We start from the raw sequence: 23,799 nt of genomic DNA on the forward strand, positions 1-23,799 counted from the left end.
TGAAGAAGTGAAAAAAAGTGTTGTAATAATTACTGTCGTGTTTGTGCTTATCGCCCTTTCATGTGTCTGTGCAAACGCTGAAGAAGGTGAAATGATTTATGATATGTCAAATGTTTTTGATTCGCTGTCCGACGATATAAAGCAAAGCCTTCAGAATATGGGCGTTGATTTGGGCAATTTTTCAAAGCTTGCCAACCTGTCTTTTGAAAATGTAATGGGCGAAATTCTCTCGCTTGCACTCGGTAACATTTCTTCACCGCTCAAAGGTCTTGTCAATATAACCGCCCTGCTTTTGCTCTGTTCCGTAATCAGTGCCTACAACGGTTCGCTCTCCTGTGATATTTCAAACTCGCTGAATATAACCGCAACGCTCTGTATAACCTGTGCCGCAGTAGTCCCTGCTGTCGGAGTCATCGCATCAACGGGTTCGGTAATCTGCACCGCATCCAACATAATGCTTGCATATGTGCCTGTTATGGCTGTAATTATGGCAAGCTCGGGTTCTGTGGCAGGCTCGGCATCATACTATGCCGTTATGATAGGAGCAGGGGAGGGTGTGTCACAGCTTTCATCAAAAATAATCGTTCCTCTGCTCAATATGTTCCTCGGTCTGTCAATAACATCATCCGTATCGCCGTCCGTAAATCTCAGCGGTTTTATGTCAATGATTTCAAAGAGCGTAAAGTGGCTTTTGGGTTTTGCTATGACAATTTTCACAGCCGTGCTGACATTCAGACAGCTTATAAGCGTTTCGGTTGACAATGTTTCAACCCGTGCTGTAAGGTTTACCCTCAATTCATTTATCCCGATAGTCGGTTCGGCACTTTCGGATGCCTACAAGGTAGTTCAGGGCAGTATCGGACTTTTGAAATCGGGAATAGGAATAATAGTGATTCTGTCCGTTACAATTGTGTTTATGCCTATGATTTTACAGGGGGTAATGTGGATGTTCACCCTTTGGATCGGCAAATCAACGGCAGAGGTTCTCAATCTAAACGGTCCGGCAAAACTGCTTGAAAACATATCGTCTGTCTTTTCAACTCTCATAGCCGTTTTGCTGTGCATTATGTCAATTTACATTCTTTCAACGGCGGCAGTAATTATGCTTGGCGGAGGTTCATCATGAGCGGACTTTTTACGGTTGTTGTTGTAATGTGTGCGTCTGCGTTAATATGCTCGCTTGTTCAGACCTTTGTTACAGACGGCAGTACAAAGAAAATCATCAGCCTTGTTTTAGGCGCTTTTATTATCTGCTGTATGGTTGTTCCCGTAAAAAATGCCGTGTCATCATTTAATACTAATGTTGAAGAAAATCAAAATTCTGTTAAAGAAATATCAACAGATGATGAGGCATACAGCAATGCCGTTATAAAGCAGACGGAGATAAATCTTGAAACTGCATTAAAAAATCTTCTTTTACAGAATAATATTATAATCAAATCGTGTGACATAATTTTGAGCAGAGTTGAAAACAACGGCATAATCATAGCGTCAATCAGCATATATATAGACAAAGAATTTGTTCGGTACACAAATCTTGTATCGTCAATTGTTTATGACAATTTCGGAATTACACCAAACATTATGACGGAGTGAATTATGGAAGATAAAACAGGTTCAAAGTTGAAATCAATGCTCGACAGTAAAAAAATAAGAAATATCATAATCGTTGTCGGTCTTATCGGTATTGGTTTAATATTTCTTTCAAACTGGGTTGATTTCGGTTCTTTGACATCGGGAAAAGGAGATGAAGCATTTTCCGTAAAAACATACAGCACAAAAATAGAAAATGATTTGCAGACGGTGATTTCAAAAATTGAGGGAGCAGGCAAGACGGAAGTTTTGCTTACAATGGAAAATTCCGTTGAATATGTTTATCTTGACAACAGCACCACCAAAACAAAGGAAATTGAACCTTTGATAAGAGGAGTGCTTGTAGTGTGTGAAGGCGGTGATGATCCTGTTGTGGTTGAGCGTGTCACCGATGCAGTCACAAAAGCGCTTGATATTTCAACAGCAAAAGTATGTATTACAAAATTATCAGAATAAAGGTCGGGAGTAATATGAAATCTAAGAAAAAATATATCGTTTTTGCATCACTTGTGCTTGCACTTTCAGCGGCTGTGTACATAAACTGGCAGCTTTCGGGGGCAAAAACTCCTCAGAGCGCCAAAGAACTCGGTGCGGCGTCATATGTCAGTGCAACCGCTTCGGCGTCGGATGATGAGGTACAGCAGACGGCGGCACTTTCAAACGAGAGCAAAAGCTATTTTTCAGCCGAAAGGACAAAGCGGCAGGCAACTCAGGATAAAATAATTGATGATGCAAAAGAAATTTTCAATCTTGAAAGTTCGTCTGATGCTGACAAAAGCGAGGCTGAGAAGAATGTTGAAGAGCTTCTCAAAACCTTTACAATTCAGGACAGCATTGAAAGTATTGTCAAAGCCAAAGGATTTTCAGAATGCCTTTGCTATATAAGCGATCAAGGTGTGTCGGTAATTGTTCCGAAATCTCAGCTTGACGATACATCTGTTCTGATTATTGACGATGCCGTGGTTACTCATTATGAGGTTGATTATGACGATATATCGGTAATAGGAGCATAAATTTTATGGCTGTGAAGAACGAAGTCTTAGACTTCATTTTTCACAGCCACAACTGTATAACAGTAATTTTGCAACATCATATAAGAATATATAAATTGAGATATAAATTGAGTTACACCTATTTATGCAGAAAATTAACTTCTGCACATTATTTTATATTTATCAAAATTTATGCTTGACAAACGAATATGTTTGTAATATAATGTTCAGGTAAACAAAGCAAAGCAGAAATGCTTTCACCTGTGGGGTGTCGTCTGCACGGGTCAATACCAAAGTTGTTTTAGTATTGTAATGCGGACGGGGTGTTTCTGTCCGCATTTATTGTTTTATCAGACTTTGGAGGTGTTTACCCATCAGCAAGAAAGAAATTCAGATTAACGAAGAAATCCGTGACAAAGAGTTAAGAATTATTGGCTCTGATGGTCAGCAGCTTGGCATTATGTCAGCTAAAGAAGCTCTTGATTTGGCAGAACAGAAGAACCTTGACTTGGTTAAAATTGCTCCGCAGAGCAATCCTCCTGTATGCAAAATTATGGATTACGGAAAGTACCGTTTTGAACAGGCTAAAAGGGAAAAGGAAGCAAGAAAAAATCAGAGAGTTGTTGATATTAAAGAAGTAAGACTTTCTCTTAACATTGATACACATGATTTTAACACAAAGCTTAATAACGCTCTTAAGTTTATCAAACACGGCGATAAGGTTAAGGTTTCAATTCGATTCAGAGGCCGCGAAATGGGTCATCCCGAAATCGGTCTTGAAACAATGAAACGATTTGCTGATGCTTGCAGTGAAACAGCTGTTGTCGAAAAGCCTGCAAAGCTTGAAGGCAGAAATATGCTTATGTTTCTTGCGCCAAAGACTAATAAGTAATTAAAGCTAAGGAGGATACTAATATGCCTAAAATTAAAACTCACAGCGGTGCCAAAAAGAGATTCAAACTTTCTAAGAATGGTAAGGTTATCCGTGCTCACGCTAACAAAAGTCACATCTTGAACAAGAAGACAACAAAGCGTAAAAGAGGTCTTCGTCAGACTGTTGCTGCAGATAAGACAAATACAGCTCAGATCAAGCGTCTTATTCCTTACAAATAATCACTGAGGACTACTAACTAACATATACGGAGGTAATATATAATGGCACGAGTAAAAGGTGCGATGATGACTCGCAAAAGAAGAAAAAAGACATTAAAGCTTGCTAAGGGCTACTGGGGTGCAAAATCAAGACACTTTAAAATGGCTAAACAGGCTGTTATGAAGTCCGGCAACTATGCATATATCGGTCGTAAGCAGAGAAAAAGAGATTTCCGTCGTCTTTGGATCACTCGTATTTCAGCCGCTTGCAAGGCGAACGGCACAAACTATTCAACTTTTATGAACGGCTTGAAGAAAGCTGGCATTGCTCTTAACCGTAAGATGCTCTCTGAAATTGCAATTTCAGACCCTGCTGCTTTTACTTCACTTGTTGAACAGGCTAAAAACGCTTAATTTAACTTACTTTGTAATTGCGTTTGGGTTATCCCAAACGCAATTGTTTTTTACAAGGATTTGGACGGTTTTATGACTATACTTTCAAGCAAGGATAATTCTAACATAAAAAATGCCGTAAGGCTCAGAAAAAGTGCAAAACACAGGCGTGAATCCGGACTTTTTATTGCAGAGGGTGTTCGCATTTGTATAGATGCAATGCTCAGCAAAGCAGATATAGATACCTTTTTTGCAAGCGAAAAGGCTGCGGCAAAATATGCCTATGAATTTGAACAATTGCGAAAATATTCGGCTAAAGCCTTTGTTGTGTCTGATAAAATATTCAATCAAATCTGCGATACCGAGTCGCCGCAAGGTTTTCTTTGTGTAATAAAAGCACTTGACAAAAGCGGCTCTTTTGATAAAATAAAAACTGGTGACAAATTTTTGGCACTTGATAATTTGCAGGATCCAAGCAATTTGGGTACGATTTTAAGAACTGCCGAGGCTTTAAATGTTACGGGAGTTGTTCTTTCTGACGATTGTTGTGATATTTACAGCCCAAAGGTTGTGCGGGGCAGTATGGGTGCTGTTTTCAGACTTCCTTTTGTTGTTTCAACCTCAATTGCGGAGTATTTGAATACCCATTCCAAGCTTGAATCGTATGCGGCAGTTGTGTCTTCATCTGCTGATAAGATTACAGAAACCACTTTTGCTTCGCCTTGTATTGTTGCCGTAGGTAACGAGGGCAACGGACTTAAAGAGGATACAATAAGTGCCTGTAAGCATAAAATTACTATTCCTATGACAGGAAGAGCAGAGTCGCTCAATGCTGCGGTTGCGGCGTCAATAATAATGTGGGAAATGATGAAATGATTTCGCGAAATGCCTGTTACTGGATTTGGATTACACTTTCGATAGGTTATAACAATCCAAAAGTAAAGAGAATATCCGAAATGTATTCCGATGTGTCTGACTTTTATTACGGCGGTATCTCGGAATGGCGTCTTTGCGGAATTTTCTCACAGAGAGAACTTGAAAAATTTTCTTCAACAAGGCTTGAAGACGCTCAAAAAATCATAGACAGGTGCATTGAATGCAATTACTCGATAATATGTATTGATGATAAGTTGTTTCCAACCTGCCTTTATAATATCGAATGTCCCCCTGCCCTAATATATGTAAACGGCATTATGCCCGATGTTGACAATACTTTTTCAATTGGTATTGTCGGTACGCGCAGAGCAACTAAGTATGGAATAGAAAATTCCTACCGTTTTGCATATGCACTTTCAAAATACGGGACAATTATAGTCAGTGGAGGCGCATTGGGTGTTGACGGCGCGTCACACCGAGGAGCTCTTGCAACAGACGGTATTACAATTTGTGTCAGAGGGTGCGGATTGAATTGTTCCTATCTCAGAGAGAATGCCGATATCAGAAGCACAATTCCAAAACGGGGTGCAGTAATTTCGGAATATCCGCCTGACGAAACACCGAGAAATTATTATTTCCCTGCCCGCAACAGAATTATAGCCGCCCTGTCTGACGGCTTGCTTGTTATGGAAGCAGGAAAGAAGAGCGGTTCGCTGATTACCGCTAATCTTGCCGCAGAACAAGGCAAAACGATTTTCGCTTTACTCGGCAATAACAGCCCTCAAAACGAAGGCTCAAACACTCTTATAAAAGAAGGTCTTGCAATACCTGTTACGGATTTTATGGATATACTCTGTGAATTTGATAATCTGTATGCAACCGATGATGAGCTTGATATTGATAATATTTCTCTTGCCGATACCGGCAATTTTCCTGTAAAAGGCATAAGAAAGCAAGCTCCTGCAAGAATTTATGTCAATAAACAAAACGATGAACAGACTGTTGCAACAGAAAAATCAACTGCTCCTAATAATGCGGAAGCTGCCGCGTCAAAGCCTGTTCATAAAGAAAACTTAAATTTGCCCCAAACAGCTCAGGATGTATATGAATACATCGGTAATGAGCCTGTTCATATAGATAAAATTTCAGCTGATTTGAAAATCCCTGTGTTTAAGGTGCTTACCGCACTTACGATGCTTGAAATGAAAGATCTTGTTTCGGCATTGCAGGGAAGAAATTACATTTTAAAATGATATTTATCGAATAGCTTTATTCGTTAATCTATATTCTGTTGTCCTTGAAGAATGCAATGTGTAAAAAGGACAGAAAGGCAGTGAAAACATATGTCAGATTTAGTAATCGTTGAGTCGCCCGCTAAGGCGAAAACAATTAAAAAATATCTTGGCAGCGGCTATGAAGTTGTTGCTTCAATGGGTCATGTCCGTGACCTCCCAAAGTCAAGATTAAGCGTTGATATAAAAAAGAATTTTGCACCAAAGTATGAGATTATAAAAGGAAAAGAAAAACTTGTTGACGATTTAAAATCAGCCGCCGAAAAAAGCGAGCATATTTATCTTGCAACCGACCCTGACCGTGAGGGAGAGGCAATTTCTTGGCATCTTGCCTATATTCTCGGTTTACCCACAGATGAAACTAACCGTGTTGAATTTAATGAAATCACAAAATCAGGTGTTACAAACGGTATGAGTCATCCGAGATCAATCAATATTGACCTTGTAAATGCTCAGCAGGCAAGAAGAATTCTTGACAGACTTGTCGGTTATAAGCTCAGTCCGTTTATTTCGCAGAAAATAAGAAGAGGTCTTTCCGCAGGTCGGGTTCAGTCTGTTGCCGTTAGAATTATTGTTGACAGAGAAGAGGAAATCAGAAAGTTTAAGCCTGAGGAATACTGGTCGATTGACGCTAAGTTTATTCCAAAGGGCAGCAGAAAGTCTTTTTCTGCATCTTTATATTCCGATGAAAACGGAAAAATAAAAATTACAAACGGTGAACAGGCTGATAAAATTGAGGCTGATTTACAGGATGCCGAGTATGTAATTACTAAGGTTAAGAACGGTACAAGAAAGAAATCTCCTGCACCTCCGTTTATAACTTCAACTCTCCAGCAGGAAGCATCAAGAAAACTCGGTTTCCAGTCAAGAAGAACAATGAAGGTTGCTCAGGAGCTGTACGAAGGTGTTGATATTGAGGGTATGGGTGCAACCGGTCTTATCACATATATGAGAACCGACTCACTCAGAATCTCAAATGTTGCAATTGAAGAAGTAACCGAATATATAAAAAATGCCTACGGTGAAAAATTCCTTCCACCAAAGCCAAGATTTTTTAAATCAAGAAGCAACGCACAGGACGGTCATGAAGCAATCAGACCGTCAATGCCGTCGCTTACTCCCGACAGCGTAAAGGCAAGCCTTACATCCGATCAGTATAAGCTGTATAAGCTTATTTGGAACAGATTTACTGCATCACAAATGGCTGACTGTATCCAGAAAACAACACAGGCTGATATTGTTGCCAACGGTTATACATTTAAGGCTTCGGGCTACAGAGTTGATTTTGAAGGCTTTACAACGCTCTATGTGGAAAGCAAGGATGTTGAAGAAGAAAAGACTACACAGCTTCCGCCGCTTGAAAAGGATATGATTGTAAGATGTAAAGAGTTGAAGAAAAATCAGCACTTTACACAGCCGCCGGCAAGATATACCGAAGCGTCACTTATCAAAGCACTCGAGGAGTACGGTATCGGCAGACCGTCAACATATGCCGCAACAATTACAACAATTACAAGCCACGAATATGTTAAGCGTGAGGGCAAAAGCCTTGTTCCCACAGAACTCGGCGAGGTTACAACCAACCTTATGAAAGAGCGTTTTCCGAAGATTGTAAATGTAAAGTTTACAAATCAGATGGAGGAAGACCTTGATAAGGTTGAAAAGGGAACAGAAGAATGGCACGCTCTGCTTGAAGAATTTTACGGCGATTTTGATAAAACTCTTAAAAAAGCAAAAGCGGATATGGAAGGTGTAAAGCTTCACTTAAAAGAAGACGAAACCGATATTATATGTGACAAGTGCGGCCGTCAGATGGTTGTTAAAGTCGGTAGATACGGTAAATTTATCGCCTGTCCCGGATATCCTGAATGTAAAAACATCATTAAGTATGTAGAAAAAACGGGTGTTAAGTGTCCGAAGTGCGGCGGCGATGTCATTATCAAGCGTACAAAGACAAAGAGAATTTTTTACGGCTGTTCCAATTATCCCGAGTGTGATTTTGTAAGCTGGAACGAGCCGACAAACGAGAAGTGTCCACAGTGCGGAGGAATCCTTTTCAAGAAAAAAGGCAAAAAGCCGACATTGTTCTGTGCAACAGAGGGATGCGGTTATACTAAAACAGCAGATACGGATGATAAATAAATGCATATTAATGTAATCGGTGCAGGACTTGCAGGGTGTGAGGCGGCAATGCAGATTGCCTCTCACGGAATAGAAGTGCATCTTTATGAAATGAAACCGAATAAAAAAACGCCTGCTCATCATACGGATAAGTACGCTGAACTGGTTTGTTCAAATTCTCTTAAAGCCATGCGTGTTGAAAGTGCCGCAGGACTTTTGAAAGAGGAAATGCGCAGACTTGATTCTTTCCTTATGAAGTGTGCGGATGCCTGCAAGGTTCCGGCAGGCGGAGCGCTTGCCGTTGACAGAGATATTTTTTCCTCTCTTGCAACGGAAGGTATAAAGAATAATAAGCTTATTAAGGTTTGTGAAGAAGAAGTTTGTGAAATTCCGAAAGATGAAATCACGGTTGTGGCAAGCGGACCGCTTACCTCTGAACCGCTTGCCGAATATATAAGAGGAATGTTCGGTTCTTCCCTTTCGTTTTTTGATGCCGCCGCTCCTATTGTAACTGCCGAAAGCATTGATATGGAGTACGCTTTTTGTGCGTCAAGATACGACAAGGGCGATGGTGATGATTATATCAACTGTCCGATGAATAAAGAGGAATATGAAATCTTTTACAATGCACTCATATCGGCAGAAAGAGCGCCTTTGCATGACTGCGATGTCAGCAATCCGAAGGTGTATGAGGGCTGTATGCCTGTTGAGGTAATGGCTCAGAGGGGCGAGGGAACACTTCGTTTCGGTCCGATGAAACCTGTCGGACTTGTGAATCCGAAAACAGGTCACAGACCTTGGGCGGTTCTTCAGCTCAGAAAAGAAAACAAAGCCGGTAATATGTACAATCTTGTAGGATTTCAGACTAATCTTAAATTTCCCGAACAAAAGAGAGTGTTTTCACTGATTCCTGCACTTCATAATGCGGACTTTGTTCGTTATGGTGTTATGCACAGAAATACTTTTCTTGATTCGCCGAGAATACTTAACAGCGATTTTTCTGTTAAGGATAATCCTAACCTTTTCTTTGCAGGTCAGATTACAGGCGTTGAGGGGTATATGGAATCAGCCGCATCGGGAATTATGGCAGGTATAAATGCTTGTCGAGTTGCTGAGGGGAAAAGCACAATTACATTGCCAAATGATACAATGATTGGTGCACTTTCGGCATACATTTCTGATTCGTCGGTCAAAAAGTTTCAGCCAATGGGAGCAAATTTCGGAGTTTTGCCGGAGCTTGAAAACCGACCTAGAGATAAAAAAGAGCGTGGTGCGGCGTATTCCGCAAGAGCGTTGGAAAGCTTGGATAACTATTTAAAGAATATTTAAGGTGAATGGAATGAACATAATTGTTGACGCATTCGGCGGTGACAACGCACCCTTGGAAATTATCAAAGGCTGCGTTGAGGCAGTTGCCGAATATAACATAAACATAACCCTGACAGGTGATGAAACCGAGATTAAAAATGTATTTTCGGAAAACTCACTGTCAATGAATAATATTGAAATCTGCCATTGCACACAGAAAATTACAATGGAAGATTCTGCGGAGTCTGTTCTCAAAGAAAAAAAGGACAGCTCTATGGCTGTAGGCCTTCGCTTGCTTAACGAGGGCAAGGGCGACGCATTTGTCAGCGCAGGAAACAGCGGCGCATTGTGTGTTGGTGCAACTCTTGCAATAAAGAGAATTAAAGGAATAAAACGCCCTGCGTTCGCTCCTGTTATGCCGTCTGAAAGCGGATTCTTTATGCTTATGGACGGCGGTGCAAATGTTGAGTGTCGTCCCGAGATGCTGTATCAGTTTGCTGTTATGGGTTCAATATATATGGAAAAGGTTATGGGTATCAAAAACCCCCGTGTCGGACTTGCCAATGTCGGTGCAGAAGAACACAAGGGAACAGAACTTTACAGAAATACGCATGAACTTCTTCAGAACAGCAACTTGAATTTCATCGGAAATGTTGAGGGAAGAGATATTCCGAACGGAGTGTGTGATGTCGTGGTTTGTGACGGATTTACAGGCAACTTGATTCTCAAAACCTATGAGGGTGTTGCCCTTGTAATGATGAAACAAATCAAAAATATGTTTATGGGCAGTGTCAAAGGTAAGCTTGCCGCAGGTCTTGTTATGAAAGACCTCAAAAATATGAAAACACATTTTGATTACAACAGATACGGCGGTGCACCTATTCTCGGTGCATCAAAGCCTGTGTTCAAAGCACACGGAAGTGCCAAGGCTGTTACAGTTAAGAATGCTATCAGACTTTCTGTTGAATATGTAAAAGCAAATGCTATTGAAGCGATTTCTTCATCACTTTAATTTTTGCAAATAATGTCGCTTTAGGAGTTTTATAATGGAAGATTTACAAAAGAGAATCGGCTATACATTTAAAAATACAGATTTGCTTACAGAGGCACTTACTCATTCTTCTTATGCAAATGAACATAAAGCCAAGCATATAAAATATAACGAAAGACTTGAATTTCTCGGTGATGCAGTGCTTTCAATTGTCGTTTCCGATTACATTTTTAAGCATTGTCCGGAACTTCCCGAGGGTGAACTGACAAAGCTCAGAGCGTCACTTGTCTGCGAGAAAACTTTGTTTGAATTTGCAAAGCAGATTGAACTCGGAAAGTATCTTGTGTTAAGTAAAGGCGAAAGAAACAACGGCGGCGCAGAACGACCGTCAATTCTTTCCGATGCCTTTGAGGCTTTGATTGCAGCAATTTATATTGACGGCGGCATTGAGCCTGTGTCGAAACACATTCTTAATTTTGTAATTCCTGCAATCAAGAACTCAAAGAAGAAGAAACTTAACGATTATAAAACCGCCTTGCAGGAGATTATCCAGAAGAATCCCGGTGAACAGCTTGAATATGTTCTCGTGGGTGAAAGCGGTCCTGACCACAACAAACACTTTGTTGTTGAAGTTCATCTCAACAGTAATGTAATCGGCAAAGGCGGCGGCAGAAGTAAAAAAGAGGCAGAACAGCAAGCCGCCAGAGAAGCTTTGGAGCTGATGGGTTATTAAACACAGTAATGTATCAATTTTTATTCCGCACAACGGTTGTCCGCATATGTGCAGTTTTTGCAATCAAAATAAGATAACAGGTCAGGCATATCAGCCGACTCCCCTTGAGGTTGAACAGACACTTGATAAAGCGGCTTCTGATTTGGGCGAACGCACCAAAAATGCAGAAATTGCATTTTTCGGCGGAAGTTTTACAGCTATTGACAGAACCTATATGTTATCTCTCCTTGATGCAGCTAAAAAGTTCAGAGATAAATTTTGCGGAATAAGAATTTCTACCCGTCCCGATTATATTGACAAAGAAATTCTTGATATTTTGAAAAGCTATGGCGTGACATCAATTGAACTTGGTGCGCAATCTATGTCAGACGATGTACTGCTTGCAAACGACAGGGGACATAGTGCAGAGGATGTTTTCAAATCCTCACAGCTTATTAAAAGTTACGGCATTTCGCTTGGCTTGCAGATGATGACGGGACTGTATAAATCAGACATACAAAAGGATTTATACACAGCCGAAACATTTGTGAAAATAAATCCCGATACCGTAAGAATCTATCCTACGGTCATTATGAAAGATACAAAGCTTGCCGAACTTTACCTTAACGGAGAATACACACCGTATAGTCTTGAAAAGTCCGTCAATCTTTGTTCAAGGCTGATTGAACTTTTTGAAAAAAACAATATAAAAATTATCAGGCTCGGACTTCATTATTCCGACAGCCTTGTAAATAACAGCTACGGTGACAACTATCACCCGGCTTTTAAGGAATTGTGCGAAAATAAGCTTTTTTACGATAAGTTTATCGAAAAAGCAAATGAGTTTTCTAACCCGAATGAAATTAAAGAGGTTGTCGTCAATTCTAAATCTCTGTCAAAATTTCTCGGACAAAGAAAAAGTAATGTAAAAAAATTAAATGAACTCGGATACGATTTTTCGGTTTGTTTTGACGATACTTTGCAGAAATATGAATTATATTTAAAATAGGAGCTTGCTGATGCGATTAAAGTCTTTGGAAATTCAAGGTTTCAAGACCTTTCCCGATAAAACTAAATTATCCTTTGAACAGGGAATTACCTCGGTTGTCGGTCCTAACGGTTCAGGCAAAAGTAACATCAGCGACGCTATCCGCTGGGTTCTCGGTGAACAGTCGCCGAAGAGCCTTCGTTGTGCTAAAATGGAAGATGTTGTCTTTAACGGAACAGATAAGCGTAAAAGACAGGGCTATGCCGAGGTTACTTTGAATATTGACAACAAAGACCGTGCGCTTGATTTTGACGGTGATGACATAGCCGTTACAAGAAGATACTACAGAAGCGGCGAAAGCGAATATCTTATCAATAAAGCGGCTGTTCGTCTTAAAGACATCAACGAACTCTTTATGGATACAGGCCTCGGTCGTGACGGTTATTCAATGATCGGTCAGGGTAAGATTGACAGCATTGTTTCATCAAAGGGTGAGGACAGACGAGAGATTTTTGAAGAAGCTGCGGGTATTTCCCGTTACAGATACAGAAAAATTGACGCTGAGAGAAAGCTAAAAAGTACGGAGGACAACCTTTTAAGACTTCGTGACATTGTGACCGAACTTGAGGAAAGAGTAGGTCCTCTTGAAAAGCAGTCTGAAAAAGCTCAAAAATTTCTTGAATATTCCGAAGAAAAAAGAGGTCTTGAAATTGCACTCTGGCTTTTAACTCTTGACCGTTCACAAAATGAATTAAAGGTTCAGGATGAAAAAATTTCAATTGCAAAATCTCAATATGATGACGCAGAAACCGCACTTGAACAAATTCAGACCGAAAGTGAAGAAATTTACATAAGAAACGGTGAGTATTCTTCTAAAATAGAAAATATCAGAACCGAGATTGCAGATATAGAATCACAGATTTCCGAAAAGCGTTCTCTTGTGTCTGTTGCGGAGAATGATATTTTGCATAACAATGAGAATATTGACAGAATAAAAAATGATATTGCACAGTTTGATGTCAATGCGGATGAACTTGTAAAAAGAATTGCCGATAAGGAAAAAGAAATTTCGGAGCTTGACGCTGACATAATCGCTAAAAAGAAAAAGTACAGCGAGCTTTCGGAGCAGCTTAACGAAATTAATACGACTTCAGGCAAAAGCAGTGATGTTTTGCAGGAAATTACTGCCGAGCTTTCTGTTCTTACTTCAAAGTCGGCTGATGCAAGAGTTACCGAGATGACTGCCGAAAGCACGGTTTCGGAACTTAATTCAAGAATAGAATCTTTAATTTTATCTAATGACGAAAAGAAAACGCAGTCTGAAGAGCTTGCCGATATTTCAAAAGATTATGATAATAAAATCGGTGCTGCAAAAGAAAAAATTGAATCGCTGAAAAATACAATAGACGGTTTACAGCTTAAACTGTCTTCAAAAGAAAAGAAAAAAGACGAACTCCGTGAGGAGAGTAACAAACTTATGCTCGATGTCAGGGAACATATGAGAAAAATTTCATTCCTTGAAAATCTTGAGCGTAATCTTGAGGGCTTTTCAAAGAGCGTAAAAACAGTTGTCAATGCTCAAAGTCACGGCAAGGTCCACGGAATATGTGGTCCTGTTTCGCGAGTGATTTCAGTTCCGAAAGAATACGGAGTTGCAATTGAAACAGCTCTCGGTGCGGCTATGCAAAATATCGTAACCGAAACCGATGAGGACGCAAAGCAGGCAATCAGATATCTTAAATCCGTTGACGGAGGTAGGGCAACATTTCTTCCGCTTAACACAATCAAGCCGAGAGAACTCCGTGAAAACGGTCTTGAAGATTGCTACGGATTTGTAGGGGTTGCCGCAAATCTTTGTTCATGCGACAGTAAATACAACGGAATCCTGTATTCCTTACTCGGAAAAATTGTAATTGCAGAGGATTTGAACTGCGCAACAACAATTGCTAAGAAATATTCTTACAGATTTAAAATTGTAACCCTTGACGGTCAGGTTGTTAATGCCGGCGGTTCGCTCACAGGCGGTTCGCTTAACAGAAACACAGGACTTCTCAGCAGAGCAAGTGAGATTGAAACACTCAAAAAGCAGACAACTGTTCTTGAACAGAAATCAAAGGATGCAGAAAACAGAAGTGTTGAAATTTCTCGTGAATATTCGGCATTTGAAGCTCAGCTTCTCGGTTCACAGGCAGACCTTTCAAATCTTCGACAAGACCTTGTAAGACTCGAGGCTGAAAAGAGAGCCTGCGACAATGAGCTTGCAAACGCGGGTGCTTCTGTTGAAAACGCAATGAATGAAATTACAAATTGCCGACGGAGAATTGAAATTCTTGAAAAAGATAAAAATTCTGCGAAACAGCTCCTTGTTGAACTCAATAAGAAAATCCTTGCTGCCGAAGAAAAGGTAAATGAACTTACGGGCAGCAGAGCAGAGCTTACAAAAAAGCGTGAAGAAATTTCTTTGCAGTTACAGAATCTGCGACTGGAAATCGTTTCTTCACAAAAGGATATTGACGCTCTTAATTCTGATATTGTTTTTGCAAAATCAACAGGCAATGAAAACCTTGAAAGAAAGGCAGAACTAAATCAAGAGATTGAGAGAATCAAAAGTGTTATTCTTGAAAAAACAGCACTTATCGAATCTGCAAATGCGGAAATTGAAAGGCTGATTGCAAATCAGAACGAACGCTCAAAGGCTATTGAAAAAATCAATGCCGACAGAGAACAACTTGAAAAACGCAGTGCCGAAATCAGAACGGTTGAGCGTGATAAAACATCAGAGCGTGAAACCTCAGGCAGAGAGCTTGCAAGACTTGAAGAGAGAAAAATCAACATTCAGAAGCAGTATGATGATATTATCTCGAAGCTTTGGGAAGAATATGAACTGACAAGACGAGAGGCAGAAAATTGTGCCGTTGAAATTGATGACTCAAAACAGGCGCAGAGGCGACTTAACGAGCTTAAACAAAAAATCAGGTCTTTGGGAAATGTAAATGTATCCGCTATTGAAGAGTACAAAGAGGTTTCCGAAAGATATGAATTTATGAGCGCACAGGTAAATGATGTTGAGAAGTCAAAGAAAGAGATTGAAAAGCTTATTACTGACCTCACAAAGCAGATGAAGGAAGTGTTTGTGGAGAGCTTTGATCAGATTAATAAGAACTTTACCTACACCTTCAAAGAACTTTTCGGCGGCGGTACAGCCTCGCTTTCGCTTGCAGATCCGGAAAATATTCTGACAAGCGGAATTGATATTCTTGTCCATCCGCCCGGTAAGATTGTTATAAATCTTGAGGCATTGTCAGGCGGCGAAAAAGCACTTGTTGCAATTGCACTCTATTTTGCTATAATGAAAGTAAGACCTGCTCCGTTCTGCGTAATGGATGAGATTGAGGCGGCTCTTGATGATGTAAATGTTTACCGTTTTGCCGCATATCTTCGCAGAATGACAGATAATACACAGTTTATTCTCATTACGCATCGCCGTGGTACAATGGAAGAAGCCGATGTGCTTTACGGTGTTACAATGCAGGATGAGGGCATTTCAAAATTACTCGAGCTTCGTTCAACCGAAGTTGCTGAAAAACTCGGTATAGATTCAAAGTAATTATAAGGAAAGTGATAATATGGGATTTTTTAAAAAGATTAAAGAGGGACTGAAAAAAACTCGTGATGCGGTTGTTGGTCAGATTGACTCAATGCTCAAATCCTTTACAAAAATTGATGATGAGCTTTTTGAAGAGCTTGAAGAACTGCTCGTTATGGGTGATGTAGGTGTTCCGACAGCCGAAAAAATTTGTAAAGAACTCAGAGAAAGGGTAAAAAAGGAAGGTATAAAAGATCCGTCCGAAATTACTTCGCTTCTCAAAGAAATTATTGCCGATATGCTCAGGGGCGGTGAAGAGCTTGACCTTGCAACATCTCCGTCAATTATTCTTGTAATCGGAGTAAACGGTGTAGGAAAGACAACTACAATCGGCAAGCTTGCAAATGCACTTTCAAAAGAGGGCAAAAAGGTTATTCTTGCCGCAGCCGATACATTCAGAGCTGCCGCAATTGAACAGCTTGAAATTTGGGCAGACAGAAGCAAGTGTGAAATTATTAAGCAGAAAGAAGGCAGTGATCCTGCTGCTGTGATTTATGATGCAATTTCAGCCGCAAAGGCAAGACAGGCAGATGTAATAATCTGCGATACTGCGGGCAGACTTCACAACAAAAAGCACCTTATGGACGAGCTTTCGAAAATTAACCGTGTAATTGACCGTGAGCTTCCGGATGCGTCAAAAGAAAAGCTTCTTGTTCTTGATGCGACAACAGGTCAGAATGCGGTTAATCAGGCTGAACAGTTCAGACAGGCAACTGGAATTACGGGTATTGTTCTTACAAAGCTTGACGGCACGGCAAAGGGCGGTGTGGTTCTTGCAATTAAGGACGGTCTTGGAATCCCTGTTAAATATATCGGCGTCGGTGAGCAGATTGACGATTTACAGCCGTTCAATCCCGATGCTTTTGCAGATGCACTTTTCAGCGTTAAGGAATGATGAATATGAAGTTTATAATTGCAAGTAACAACAAAAAGAAGCTTGCCGAACTTGAAAGAATACTTAATCCGCTCGGAATAAATGCTGTTACTCCGAAAGAAGAGGGAATATCCCTTGATGATGTTGAGGAGAACGGGACAACCTTTGCCGAGAACGCTTTTCTTAAAGCAAGTGCAGCTTATAAAAAGACCGGACTTCCTGCCATTGCCGACGATTCGGGTTTGTGTGTAGATGCTCTTAGCGGCAGACCCGGTGTTTATACGGCACGCTATGGCGGTGAAGGCTTGACAGATGAAGAAAGATACATTAAACTTCTTGATGAGATGAAAAATGTCGATGATGACAAGCGTTCCGCTCACTTCACTTCTTCAATCTGCTGTATTCTTCCCGACGGTTCAAAGATAACAGCCGAGGGTATTTGTGAAGGTAAAATAGGCTGCGAACCGATTGGCAAAGACGGATTCGGTTATGATCCGATTTTTATGCTTGGCAACAAGAGCTTTGCAGAGCTTTCAGCGGAAGAAAAGGATGCAGTAAGTCATCGCGGAAAAGCGTTAAGAGAGCTTAAAGCAAAACTGGAATACTATTTCAAAAACAACTGATTTGAAAGGATTTAAAATATGTTAAACAGCAAACAGAGAGCATTTCTCAGAGGACTTGCGAATCGTATTGACACAATTCTTATTGTCGGCAAGGGTGAAATTACGGATAATATCATCAAACAGGCTGACGACGCTCTTACCGCAAGAGAAATTATCAAAGGTAAGGTTCTTGAAAACAGTGCATATTCCTCAAGAGAGGCCGCCGAAGCTATTGCAGAAAAATGTTCTGCGGATGTTGTTCAGGTAATCGGCTCAAAATTTGTGCTTTACAGAAGAAACGATGACGAGCCTGTTATCGAGCTTCCAAAGGCAAAGAAGTAATTATGAAAACAGGTGTTTTCGGCGGAACCTTTAATCCGGTTCACAAGGGTCACATAATGCTTGCGGAATATTGTATGGACAGTGTTGGACTTGACCGTATTATTATGATACCTACGGCTGTTCCGCCGCACAAAATAAGCAATAATCTTGCAAGCGAAAATGACCGTCTTAATATGTGTAAGCTTGCATGCAGGGGTAAAGAAAACTTTTTTGTGTCTGATATTGAAATTAAAAGGCAGGGAAAAAGCTATACTTATGAAACCCTTACACAATTGAAAGAAATTTATCCTGATGATCATTTATACACAATAATGGGTGCGGATATGTTTCTTACACTCAACAGGTGGAAAAATCCTGAAATTATATTTGAAAAATCGTCAATAATAACAATTCCCCGTGATGAAGAAAACAAGCATGAACTTGAGAACTTTTACAATAAGGTTTTGAAAGCTATGGGAGCAAGTTCGGTTATTCTTCCAAATCCCGTAATGAGCGTGTCCTCAACATTTATAAGGGAAAATCTTGACAATTTTAATTTGATAAGCGATATGCTTGATAAAGGCGTTTACGATTATATTATAAAAAACAATTTATATCGGAAGTGAGAGCTTTGAATATATCTGATTATAAAAAAATAATTAGTGAAAGAATGGGTGATTACAGATTTAATCACAGCGTAAATGTTGCGAAAGAGGCCAAAAAGCTTGCAAGGCATTACGGCGGCGACGAAGAAAAGGCTGAGATTGCCGGTATTCTTCACGATATTACAAAAGAAATGCCAAAAGAACAGCAGTTGCAAATTATTATTGACAGTGGTATAATTTTAGACAATGTTCAACTTCATGCTCCAAAGCTTTGGCACGGAATGAGCGGCAGCATTGTTGTCCGTGATGAACTTGGCATTGACGATGAGGATATACTCAACGCAATAAGGTACCACACAACAGGACGAGCAGGAATGAGTTTGTTGGAAAAAATAATTTTTACGGCAGATTTCACTTCCGAGGAGCGTACATACAGCGGTGTGGCAACAATGAGAAAGAAATCAAAAAAGAGCCTTGAAGAGGCTATGCTCTACGGCTATCAGTTTACATTCAAGGATCTTTCTAAAAGGCAGCTTGCAATTCATCCTGATGAGGTTGCCTGCTATAATGAAATTGTTCTGCAAATATCCCAAACGAAAGGAAAAAACAAATGAGTTCTTACGATGAAGCAATACTTGCAGCAAAAGCCCTGAGTTCAAAAAAGGGACTTGATATTCAGATTATAAAAATTGCCGATGTTTCTGTTCTTGCCGACTATATGGTAATTGCAACAGGTACAAGCTCAACCCATGTAAAGGCGCTTGCCGATGAGGTTGAATACAAGCTTGATCAGGCAGGAATTTCGGTAAGTCATATAGAAGGTTACAGATCTAATTCATGGATTCTCCTTGACTACATTGATGTTATAGTCAATGTGTTTGATGATGAAGCCCGTGACTTTTATGATCTTGAAAGACTTTGGCAGGACGGCGAAAGCGTTGACCTGGCAGGTATCGTTGACTAATTGCAGGAGGGTTTACTTTGAAATACAATCATAAAGCCGTAGAAGAAAAATGGCAAAAAATTTGGGAAGATAAGGGTGTGTTCCACGCAAGTGAGGACACAGAAAAAGAAAAGTTCTATGCTCTTATCGAGTTTCCGTATCCATCGGGACAGGGTCTTCATGTAGGTCATCCCCGTCCATACACAGCACTTGATACAGTTGCAAGAAAACGCAGACTTGAGGGCTACAATGTTCTTTATCCTATCGGATGGGACGCTTTCGGTCTTCCTACCGAGAACTATGCAATCAAGAACCACATTCACCCTGAAATCGTAACAAAGAAGAATATTGCCCGCTTTAAAAAGCAGATTCAGTCGCTCGGTATTTCTTTTGACTGGAGCAGAGAAATCAATACGACAGATCCCGAATACTACAAGTGGACGCAGTGGATTTTTATTCAGCTCTATAAGCACGGTCTTGCTTATAAAAAAGAGATGAATGTAAACTGGTGTACTTCATGCAAGTGCGTTCTTGCAAACGAAGAGGTAGTAAACGGCGTTTGTGAGCGTTGCGGAAGTGAAGTTGTTCACAAGGTTAAGTCACAGTGGATGCTTAAAATCACAGAATATGCTGACAGACTTATCAATGACCTTGACCTTGTAAATTATCCTGACAGAGTAAAAGCACAGCAGAAGAACTGGATCGGCAGAAGTAAGGGTGCTGAGGTTGATTTTACAACTACAACAGGCGACACACTTACGATTTATACAACTCGTGCCGATACACTTTACGGTGCTACATATATGGTAATTTCTCCTGAACACCCAATGATTGAAAAGTGGGCTGACAAGATTTCAAATATGGACGAAATCAAGAAGTATCAGGAGGCTGCCGCGCGTAAGTCTGACTTTGAAAGAACAGAGGTAGCTAAAGAAAAGACAGGTGTCAGAATTGACGGTGTTAATGCTATAAACCCTGTAAACAATAAGGAAATCCCGATTTTTATTTCTGACTATGTTCTTGTATCATACGGCACAGGTGCTATTATGGCTGTTCCTGCTCACGATACCCGTGACTGGGAATTTGCAAAAAAATTCGACCTTCCTATTATTGAAGTTGTTAAAGGCGGCAATGTTCAGGAAGAGGCTTACACAGATTGTGCCAAGGGCATTATGGTTAACTCGGGAATGCTCGACGGTCTTACTGTTGATGAAGCAAAGAAAAAAATTATTGATTGGCTCACAAGTGAGGGCAAAGGTCATTCAAAGGTAAATTACAAGCTCCGTGACTGGGTGTTCTCCCGTCAGCGTTATTGGGGCGAGCCTATTCCGATGGTATATTGTGAGAAGTGCGGCTATGTTCCGATTGATGAAAAAGACCTTCCGCTCAGACTGCCTATGGTTGAGTCATATGAACCGACTGATAACGGCGAATCTCCGCTTGCAAAGATGACAGACTGGATTAACACAACCTGTCCTTGCTGCGGCGGTAAGGCTAAGAGAGAAACCGATACAATGCCTCAGTGGGCAGGTTCATCATGGTACTATCTCAGATATATGGATCCGCACAATAAAAATGCCATTGCATCAAAAGAGGCTCTTAACTACTGGTCACCTGTTGATTGGTACAACGGCGGTATGGAGCATACAACTCTCCACCTTCTTTACAGCCGTTTCTGGCATAAGTTCCTCTATGATATCGGTGTTGTTCCTACTCCGGAACCATACGCTAAGCGTACCTCGCACGGTATGATTCTCGGTGAAAACGGCGAGAAGATGAGTAAATCAAGAGGCAATGTCGTAAATCCTGATGAAATCGTTGACGAATACGGTGCAGATACAATGCGTTTATATGAAATGTTCATCGGTGACTTTGAAAAGGCTGCTCCGTGGAGTAAGGCAAGCATCAGAGGCTGCCGCAGATTCGTTGAGCGTTATTGGAACCTTCAGAATGTTCTCATTGACGGTGACAAAATCAGACCCGAGCTTGAGAGTGCGTTTAACAAGGCAATCAAAAAGGTTGGCGAGGACATTGAAAATATCAAGTTCAATACCGCCATCGCAACTCTTATGGCTTTAATCAACGATATTTCAAATGTAAAGTCAATCAATAAGGAAGAACTCAGAATTTTCTCAATTCTCCTTAATCCGTTTGCTCCTCATGTTACAGAAGAAGTTTACGAGGCTTGTAAGCTTGGCAATGGTATTCTTGCCGAAGCTGAATGGCCTAAATATGACGAGTCAAAATGTGTTGATGAAAGCGTGGAAATCGTCGTTCAGGTAAACGGCAAAATTAAGACTAAGCTTAATATCCCTGTTGACGCTGACAAGGATACAGTTCTTGAGCTTGCCAAAAATGACGAGAATGTTAGGAAAGCAATTGACGGAATGAATATTATTAAGGAGATTGTTGTTCCTAAAAAACTTGTAAATCTTGTTGTTAAGCCATAATTCAACTCTTAAAATAAATTTAACCTAAATTTCTACAATGCTATTGACATTATTCGAGTGATAATGTATAATAACATTTGCAATTATATGCAAATTACCCATGCCCGGTGGCAGATGGGAGGGAAGATAGATGGCAGAGATTAGACTTAAAGAGAATGAATCCCTTGAAAGTGCTTTAAGAAGATTCAAGAAGCAGTGTGCCAGAGCTGGCGTTATTGCTGAGGTTCGCAAAAGAGAAGCTTATGAAAAGCCCTCTGTAAAGCGTAAGAAAAAATCCGAAGCAGCTCGCAAACGCAAATACAGGTAATCAAACAGGCGGACAGAGCATTCTGTCCGCTTTTTGTTTTATCTTCATATTTCTTTGAAAAAAGGTGACACTATGAAAAAGATTCTTATTATACTCGGACCTAACCTCAATATGGTAGGCGTCCGTGAAAAGGGAATATACGGTGAAGAAACTGCCTCCGATATTGAAAAGCAGATTATTTCATATGCTGAAAGCAACGGCTTTTCTGCCGAAGTTTTTCAGTCAAATCACGAAGGAGATCTTATTGATAAAATTCATTCGGCAAAGGGCAACTTTGACGGTGTTGTAATTAACGCAGGTGCGCTCACACATTACAGCTATGCTTTAAGAGATGCCATTGCTTGCGTGAAGATTCCTTTCGTAGAGGTTCATATGTCTAATATTCACGCAAGAGAAGAGTTCAGACATACATCTGTAATTGCGCCTGTTTGTGTAGGTCAGATTGCAGGCTTTGGCAAGAACAGCTACTTCCTTGCTATCAATGCATTAAAGGACTTGATGTGATGCAAAATGCTTTATTTGAGCAAAGATTTGAAAATTTAAAGACGGTTATTGACAGTAACAATCAGGCTCTTCTGATTACTAATGAAAAAAATATCGGCTATTTTTGCGGATTTTTTCACAGCGAAGGCTATTTGCTTGTAACTGAAAATGAAACGGTTCTTTTCGTTGATTTTCGATACTATGAGGCTGCACTTAAAAAATCAAGCTGCTGTAAAGTGGTTTGCTTTACAAAGCTTTTTAAAGACCTTATAAGCGAGGTTAAGAACAATTCTGTTGTGAAGGTGCTTTTTGAGGCTTCAAATATTACGGTTGAAAAATACAGCCGTTTTAAAAAAGCTTTTTCCGAAAACGGCATTGATTGTATCTGCAACAGTATTCTTGATGATAAGATAGATAATATCAGATGTATCAAAGACGAGTCCGAAATTGCTAAGATTGCCAAAGCTCAGGAGATAACCGAAAAGTCATATCTCGAAGTGTTGAATTACCTAAAACCCGGTGTCAGCGAACGCAGGGTTGCACTTGAGCTTGAACACCTCATAAAGCTTAACGGCGGCGAGGGCGTTTCATTTGACCTTATTACGATTACAGGTAAAAAGACTTCATTGCCACACGGAGTTCCGTCAGATGATATTGTCAGTGAGGGAGATTTCTTTACTTTTGATATCGGCTCAATTTTTGAGGGTTATCACAGCGATACTACACGAACTGTTGCAGTTAAATCTGCAAGTGAAGAAATGCGAAAGGTCTATGATACAGTATTAAAAGCCCAGCTTGCCGTACTTGACGGTGTTAAATCGGGTGCAAAATGTTCTGATATTGACAAAATTGCAAGGGATATAATCTCGGAAAACGGTTACGGAAAATATTTCGGTCATGCAACCGGTCACGGTGTGGGTCTTGATATCCACGAATCTCCCGTTGTATCTCCAAAAAGTGAAACCGTACTGAAAAAAGGTATGATAATAACCGATGAACCGGGAATATATCTGCCGGGTAAATTCGGTGTTCGCATTGAAGATATGCTTTGCGTGACTGATACAGGTTACAAAAACTTTGTTTCACTCCCCAAAGAACTCATTATTGTGTAATAAAAGTCTTGCATTTTTTGTCATTGTTATGTATAATGTAAATTGTTATATTACGGCATACATTACCGTATTTCCGTATGAAAGATAATTAGGAGGTA

The 23,799-nt window shown here is 40.3% G+C and carries 25 protein-coding genes; all 25 read left to right on the forward strand.

What is annotated here, in order from left to right; all coding sequences use genetic code 11:
- Positions 1-7 precede the first annotated feature (7 nt).
- The 25 genes from QDI94_RS01960 to QDI94_RS02080 all read left to right on the forward strand — a co-directional run bounded on the left by QDI94_RS01960 (position 8) and on the right by QDI94_RS02080 (position 23,701).
- On the forward strand, positions 8-1,126 hold the full coding sequence (locus tag QDI94_RS01960; protein WP_278866693.1) for a stage III sporulation protein AE: 1,119 nt from the start codon (positions 8-10) through the stop codon (positions 1,124-1,126).
- The gene (locus QDI94_RS01965; protein ID WP_278866696.1) at positions 1,123-1,596 is read left to right on the forward strand and encodes a stage III sporulation protein AF; all 474 of its coding nucleotides are present in this window, start codon (positions 1,123-1,125) and stop codon (positions 1,594-1,596) included. The genes QDI94_RS01960 and QDI94_RS01965 overlap by 4 nt, the downstream gene beginning before the upstream one ends.
- Before the next feature lie 3 nt (positions 1,597-1,599).
- Complete coding sequence (locus tag QDI94_RS01970) at positions 1,600-2,049, forward strand: hypothetical protein (RefSeq protein WP_119251616.1); 450 nt, start codon at positions 1,600-1,602, stop codon at positions 2,047-2,049.
- A gap of 14 nt (positions 2,050-2,063) precedes the next feature.
- Positions 2,064-2,606 (forward strand): SpoIIIAH-like family protein, encoded by a 543-nt coding sequence (locus QDI94_RS01975; RefSeq protein ID WP_178085356.1) that lies wholly within the window; start codon positions 2,064-2,066, stop codon positions 2,604-2,606.
- A 328-nt stretch (positions 2,607-2,934) separates the two neighbouring features.
- Positions 2,935-3,477 (forward strand): translation initiation factor IF-3, encoded by a 543-nt coding sequence (gene infC / locus QDI94_RS01980; protein WP_021883974.1) that lies wholly within the window; start codon positions 2,935-2,937, stop codon positions 3,475-3,477.
- A 23-nt stretch (positions 3,478-3,500) separates the two neighbouring features.
- Positions 3,501-3,698: a 50S ribosomal protein L35 gene (gene rpmI, locus QDI94_RS01985; RefSeq protein ID WP_015523787.1), complete on the forward strand. Its 198-nt coding sequence runs from the start codon at positions 3,501-3,503 to the stop codon at positions 3,696-3,698.
- A 42-nt stretch (positions 3,699-3,740) separates the two neighbouring features.
- Positions 3,741-4,091, forward strand: coding sequence for a 50S ribosomal protein L20 (gene rplT / locus QDI94_RS01990; RefSeq protein ID WP_015523788.1), 351 nt, complete (start codon positions 3,741-3,743; stop codon positions 4,089-4,091).
- 72 nt (positions 4,092-4,163) lie between these two features.
- Positions 4,164-4,946 carry a TrmH family RNA methyltransferase gene (locus QDI94_RS01995; RefSeq protein WP_278475306.1) on the forward strand — a complete coding sequence of 261 codons (783 nt, stop codon included), beginning with the start codon at positions 4,164-4,166 and terminating at the stop codon, positions 4,944-4,946.
- A complete protein-coding gene (dprA, locus tag QDI94_RS02000) occupies positions 4,943-6,199 on the forward strand; it encodes a DNA-processing protein DprA (RefSeq protein WP_278866702.1) in 1,257 nt (418 codons plus the stop codon). Before QDI94_RS01995 ends, dprA begins: the two co-directional genes overlap by 4 nt.
- 90 nt (positions 6,200-6,289) lie before the next feature.
- Positions 6,290-8,380, forward strand: a complete 2,091-nt coding sequence (gene topA / locus QDI94_RS02005) for a type I DNA topoisomerase (protein WP_278866704.1) — start codon at positions 6,290-6,292, stop codon at positions 8,378-8,380.
- Positions 8,381-9,688, forward strand: a complete 1,308-nt coding sequence (trmFO, locus tag QDI94_RS02010) for a methylenetetrahydrofolate--tRNA-(uracil(54)-C(5))-methyltransferase (FADH(2)-oxidizing) TrmFO (RefSeq protein WP_278866706.1) — start codon at positions 8,381-8,383, stop codon at positions 9,686-9,688.
- 10 nt (positions 9,689-9,698) lie between these two features.
- Positions 9,699-10,679 carry a phosphate acyltransferase PlsX gene (gene plsX / locus QDI94_RS02015; RefSeq protein ID WP_278475298.1) on the forward strand — a complete coding sequence of 327 codons (981 nt, stop codon included), beginning with the start codon at positions 9,699-9,701 and terminating at the stop codon, positions 10,677-10,679.
- Positions 10,680-10,713: 34 nt separating this feature from the next.
- Complete coding sequence (rnc, locus tag QDI94_RS02020; RefSeq protein ID WP_278866708.1) at positions 10,714-11,391, forward strand: ribonuclease III; 678 nt, start codon at positions 10,714-10,716, stop codon at positions 11,389-11,391.
- Positions 11,392-11,413: 22 nt separating this feature from the next.
- Positions 11,414-12,379, forward strand: coding sequence for an elongator complex protein 3 (locus QDI94_RS02025; RefSeq protein ID WP_278868691.1), 966 nt, complete (start codon positions 11,414-11,416; stop codon positions 12,377-12,379).
- A 10-nt stretch (positions 12,380-12,389) separates the two neighbouring features.
- The gene (gene smc / locus QDI94_RS02030) at positions 12,390-15,965 is read left to right on the forward strand and encodes a chromosome segregation protein SMC (RefSeq protein WP_278866711.1); all 3,576 of its coding nucleotides are present in this window, start codon (positions 12,390-12,392) and stop codon (positions 15,963-15,965) included.
- 19 nt (positions 15,966-15,984) lie between these two features.
- Positions 15,985-16,899 (forward strand): signal recognition particle-docking protein FtsY, encoded by a 915-nt coding sequence (ftsY, locus tag QDI94_RS02035; RefSeq protein WP_278418689.1) that lies wholly within the window; start codon positions 15,985-15,987, stop codon positions 16,897-16,899.
- 5 nt (positions 16,900-16,904) lie between these two features.
- Positions 16,905-17,501 (forward strand): RdgB/HAM1 family non-canonical purine NTP pyrophosphatase, encoded by a 597-nt coding sequence (gene rdgB, locus QDI94_RS02040; protein ID WP_278866713.1) that lies wholly within the window; start codon positions 16,905-16,907, stop codon positions 17,499-17,501.
- 18 nt (positions 17,502-17,519) lie between these two features.
- Entirely contained in the window at positions 17,520-17,822 is a 303-nt protein-coding gene (gene yhbY / locus QDI94_RS02045; protein ID WP_015523798.1) for a ribosome assembly RNA-binding protein YhbY, read from the forward strand.
- Between the two features lie 2 nt (positions 17,823-17,824).
- Positions 17,825-18,427 carry a nicotinate-nucleotide adenylyltransferase gene (gene nadD, locus QDI94_RS02050; RefSeq protein WP_278418686.1) on the forward strand — a complete coding sequence of 201 codons (603 nt, stop codon included), beginning with the start codon at positions 17,825-17,827 and terminating at the stop codon, positions 18,425-18,427.
- Between the two features lie 5 nt (positions 18,428-18,432).
- A complete protein-coding gene (gene yqeK, locus QDI94_RS02055) occupies positions 18,433-19,020 on the forward strand; it encodes a bis(5'-nucleosyl)-tetraphosphatase (symmetrical) YqeK (RefSeq protein WP_278475822.1) in 588 nt (195 codons plus the stop codon).
- Positions 19,017-19,370 carry a ribosome silencing factor gene (gene rsfS, locus QDI94_RS02060; protein WP_101029596.1) on the forward strand — a complete coding sequence of 118 codons (354 nt, stop codon included), beginning with the start codon at positions 19,017-19,019 and terminating at the stop codon, positions 19,368-19,370. Before yqeK ends, rsfS begins: the two co-directional genes overlap by 4 nt.
- A gap of 17 nt (positions 19,371-19,387) precedes the next feature.
- Positions 19,388-21,799, forward strand: coding sequence for a leucine--tRNA ligase (gene leuS, locus QDI94_RS02065; RefSeq protein ID WP_278475825.1), 2,412 nt, complete (start codon positions 19,388-19,390; stop codon positions 21,797-21,799).
- A 130-nt stretch (positions 21,800-21,929) separates the two neighbouring features.
- Positions 21,930-22,106 (forward strand): 30S ribosomal protein S21, encoded by a 177-nt coding sequence (rpsU, locus tag QDI94_RS02070; RefSeq protein ID WP_015523801.1) that lies wholly within the window; start codon positions 21,930-21,932, stop codon positions 22,104-22,106.
- 72 nt (positions 22,107-22,178) lie between these two features.
- On the forward strand, positions 22,179-22,610 hold the full coding sequence (gene aroQ / locus QDI94_RS02075) for a type II 3-dehydroquinate dehydratase (RefSeq protein ID WP_278866719.1): 432 nt from the start codon (positions 22,179-22,181) through the stop codon (positions 22,608-22,610).
- Entirely contained in the window at positions 22,610-23,701 is a 1,092-nt protein-coding gene (locus tag QDI94_RS02080) for an aminopeptidase P family protein (RefSeq protein WP_278866720.1), read from the forward strand. The genes aroQ and QDI94_RS02080 overlap by 1 nt, the downstream gene beginning before the upstream one ends.
- The last annotated feature ends 98 nt before the right edge of the window (positions 23,702-23,799 follow it).

This window comes from Ruminococcus bromii (assembly GCF_928721825.1).
Classification (GTDB): domain Bacteria; phylum Bacillota; class Clostridia; order Oscillospirales; family Acutalibacteraceae; genus Ruminococcoides; species Ruminococcoides bromii.

What these genes read in the sequence shown, in the direction of transcription:
- QDI94_RS01965 (WP_278866696.1), top strand. Translation starts at nt 1,123, where the DNA reads ATGAGCGGACTTTTTACGGTTGTTGTTGTAATGTGTGCGTCTGCGTTA.
- QDI94_RS01970 (WP_119251616.1), top strand. Translation starts at nt 1,600, where the DNA reads ATGGAAGATAAAACAGGTTCAAAGTTGAAATCAATGCTCGACAGTAAA.
- QDI94_RS01975 (WP_178085356.1), top strand. Translation starts at nt 2,064, where the DNA reads ATGAAATCTAAGAAAAAATATATCGTTTTTGCATCACTTGTGCTTGCA.
- rpmI (WP_015523787.1), top strand. Translation starts at nt 3,501, where the DNA reads ATGCCTAAAATTAAAACTCACAGCGGTGCCAAAAAGAGATTCAAACTT.
- rplT (WP_015523788.1), top strand. Translation starts at nt 3,741, where the DNA reads ATGGCACGAGTAAAAGGTGCGATGATGACTCGCAAAAGAAGAAAAAAG.
- QDI94_RS01995 (WP_278475306.1), top strand. Translation starts at nt 4,164, where the DNA reads ATGACTATACTTTCAAGCAAGGATAATTCTAACATAAAAAATGCCGTA.
- dprA (WP_278866702.1), top strand. Translation starts at nt 4,943, where the DNA reads ATGATTTCGCGAAATGCCTGTTACTGGATTTGGATTACACTTTCGATA.
- topA (WP_278866704.1), top strand. Translation starts at nt 6,290, where the DNA reads ATGTCAGATTTAGTAATCGTTGAGTCGCCCGCTAAGGCGAAAACAATT.
- trmFO (WP_278866706.1), top strand. Translation starts at nt 8,381, where the DNA reads ATGCATATTAATGTAATCGGTGCAGGACTTGCAGGGTGTGAGGCGGCA.
- plsX (WP_278475298.1), top strand. Translation starts at nt 9,699, where the DNA reads ATGAACATAATTGTTGACGCATTCGGCGGTGACAACGCACCCTTGGAA.
- rnc (WP_278866708.1), top strand. Translation starts at nt 10,714, where the DNA reads ATGGAAGATTTACAAAAGAGAATCGGCTATACATTTAAAAATACAGAT.
- smc (WP_278866711.1), top strand. Translation starts at nt 12,390, where the DNA reads ATGCGATTAAAGTCTTTGGAAATTCAAGGTTTCAAGACCTTTCCCGAT.
- ftsY (WP_278418689.1), top strand. Translation starts at nt 15,985, where the DNA reads ATGGGATTTTTTAAAAAGATTAAAGAGGGACTGAAAAAAACTCGTGAT.
- rdgB (WP_278866713.1), top strand. Translation starts at nt 16,905, where the DNA reads ATGAAGTTTATAATTGCAAGTAACAACAAAAAGAAGCTTGCCGAACTT.
- yhbY (WP_015523798.1), top strand. Translation starts at nt 17,520, where the DNA reads ATGTTAAACAGCAAACAGAGAGCATTTCTCAGAGGACTTGCGAATCGT.
- nadD (WP_278418686.1), top strand. Translation starts at nt 17,825, where the DNA reads ATGAAAACAGGTGTTTTCGGCGGAACCTTTAATCCGGTTCACAAGGGT.
- rsfS (WP_101029596.1), top strand. Translation starts at nt 19,017, where the DNA reads ATGAGTTCTTACGATGAAGCAATACTTGCAGCAAAAGCCCTGAGTTCA.
- rpsU (WP_015523801.1), top strand. Translation starts at nt 21,930, where the DNA reads ATGGCAGAGATTAGACTTAAAGAGAATGAATCCCTTGAAAGTGCTTTA.
- aroQ (WP_278866719.1), top strand. Translation starts at nt 22,179, where the DNA reads ATGAAAAAGATTCTTATTATACTCGGACCTAACCTCAATATGGTAGGC.
- QDI94_RS02080 (WP_278866720.1), top strand. Translation starts at nt 22,610, where the DNA reads ATGCAAAATGCTTTATTTGAGCAAAGATTTGAAAATTTAAAGACGGTT.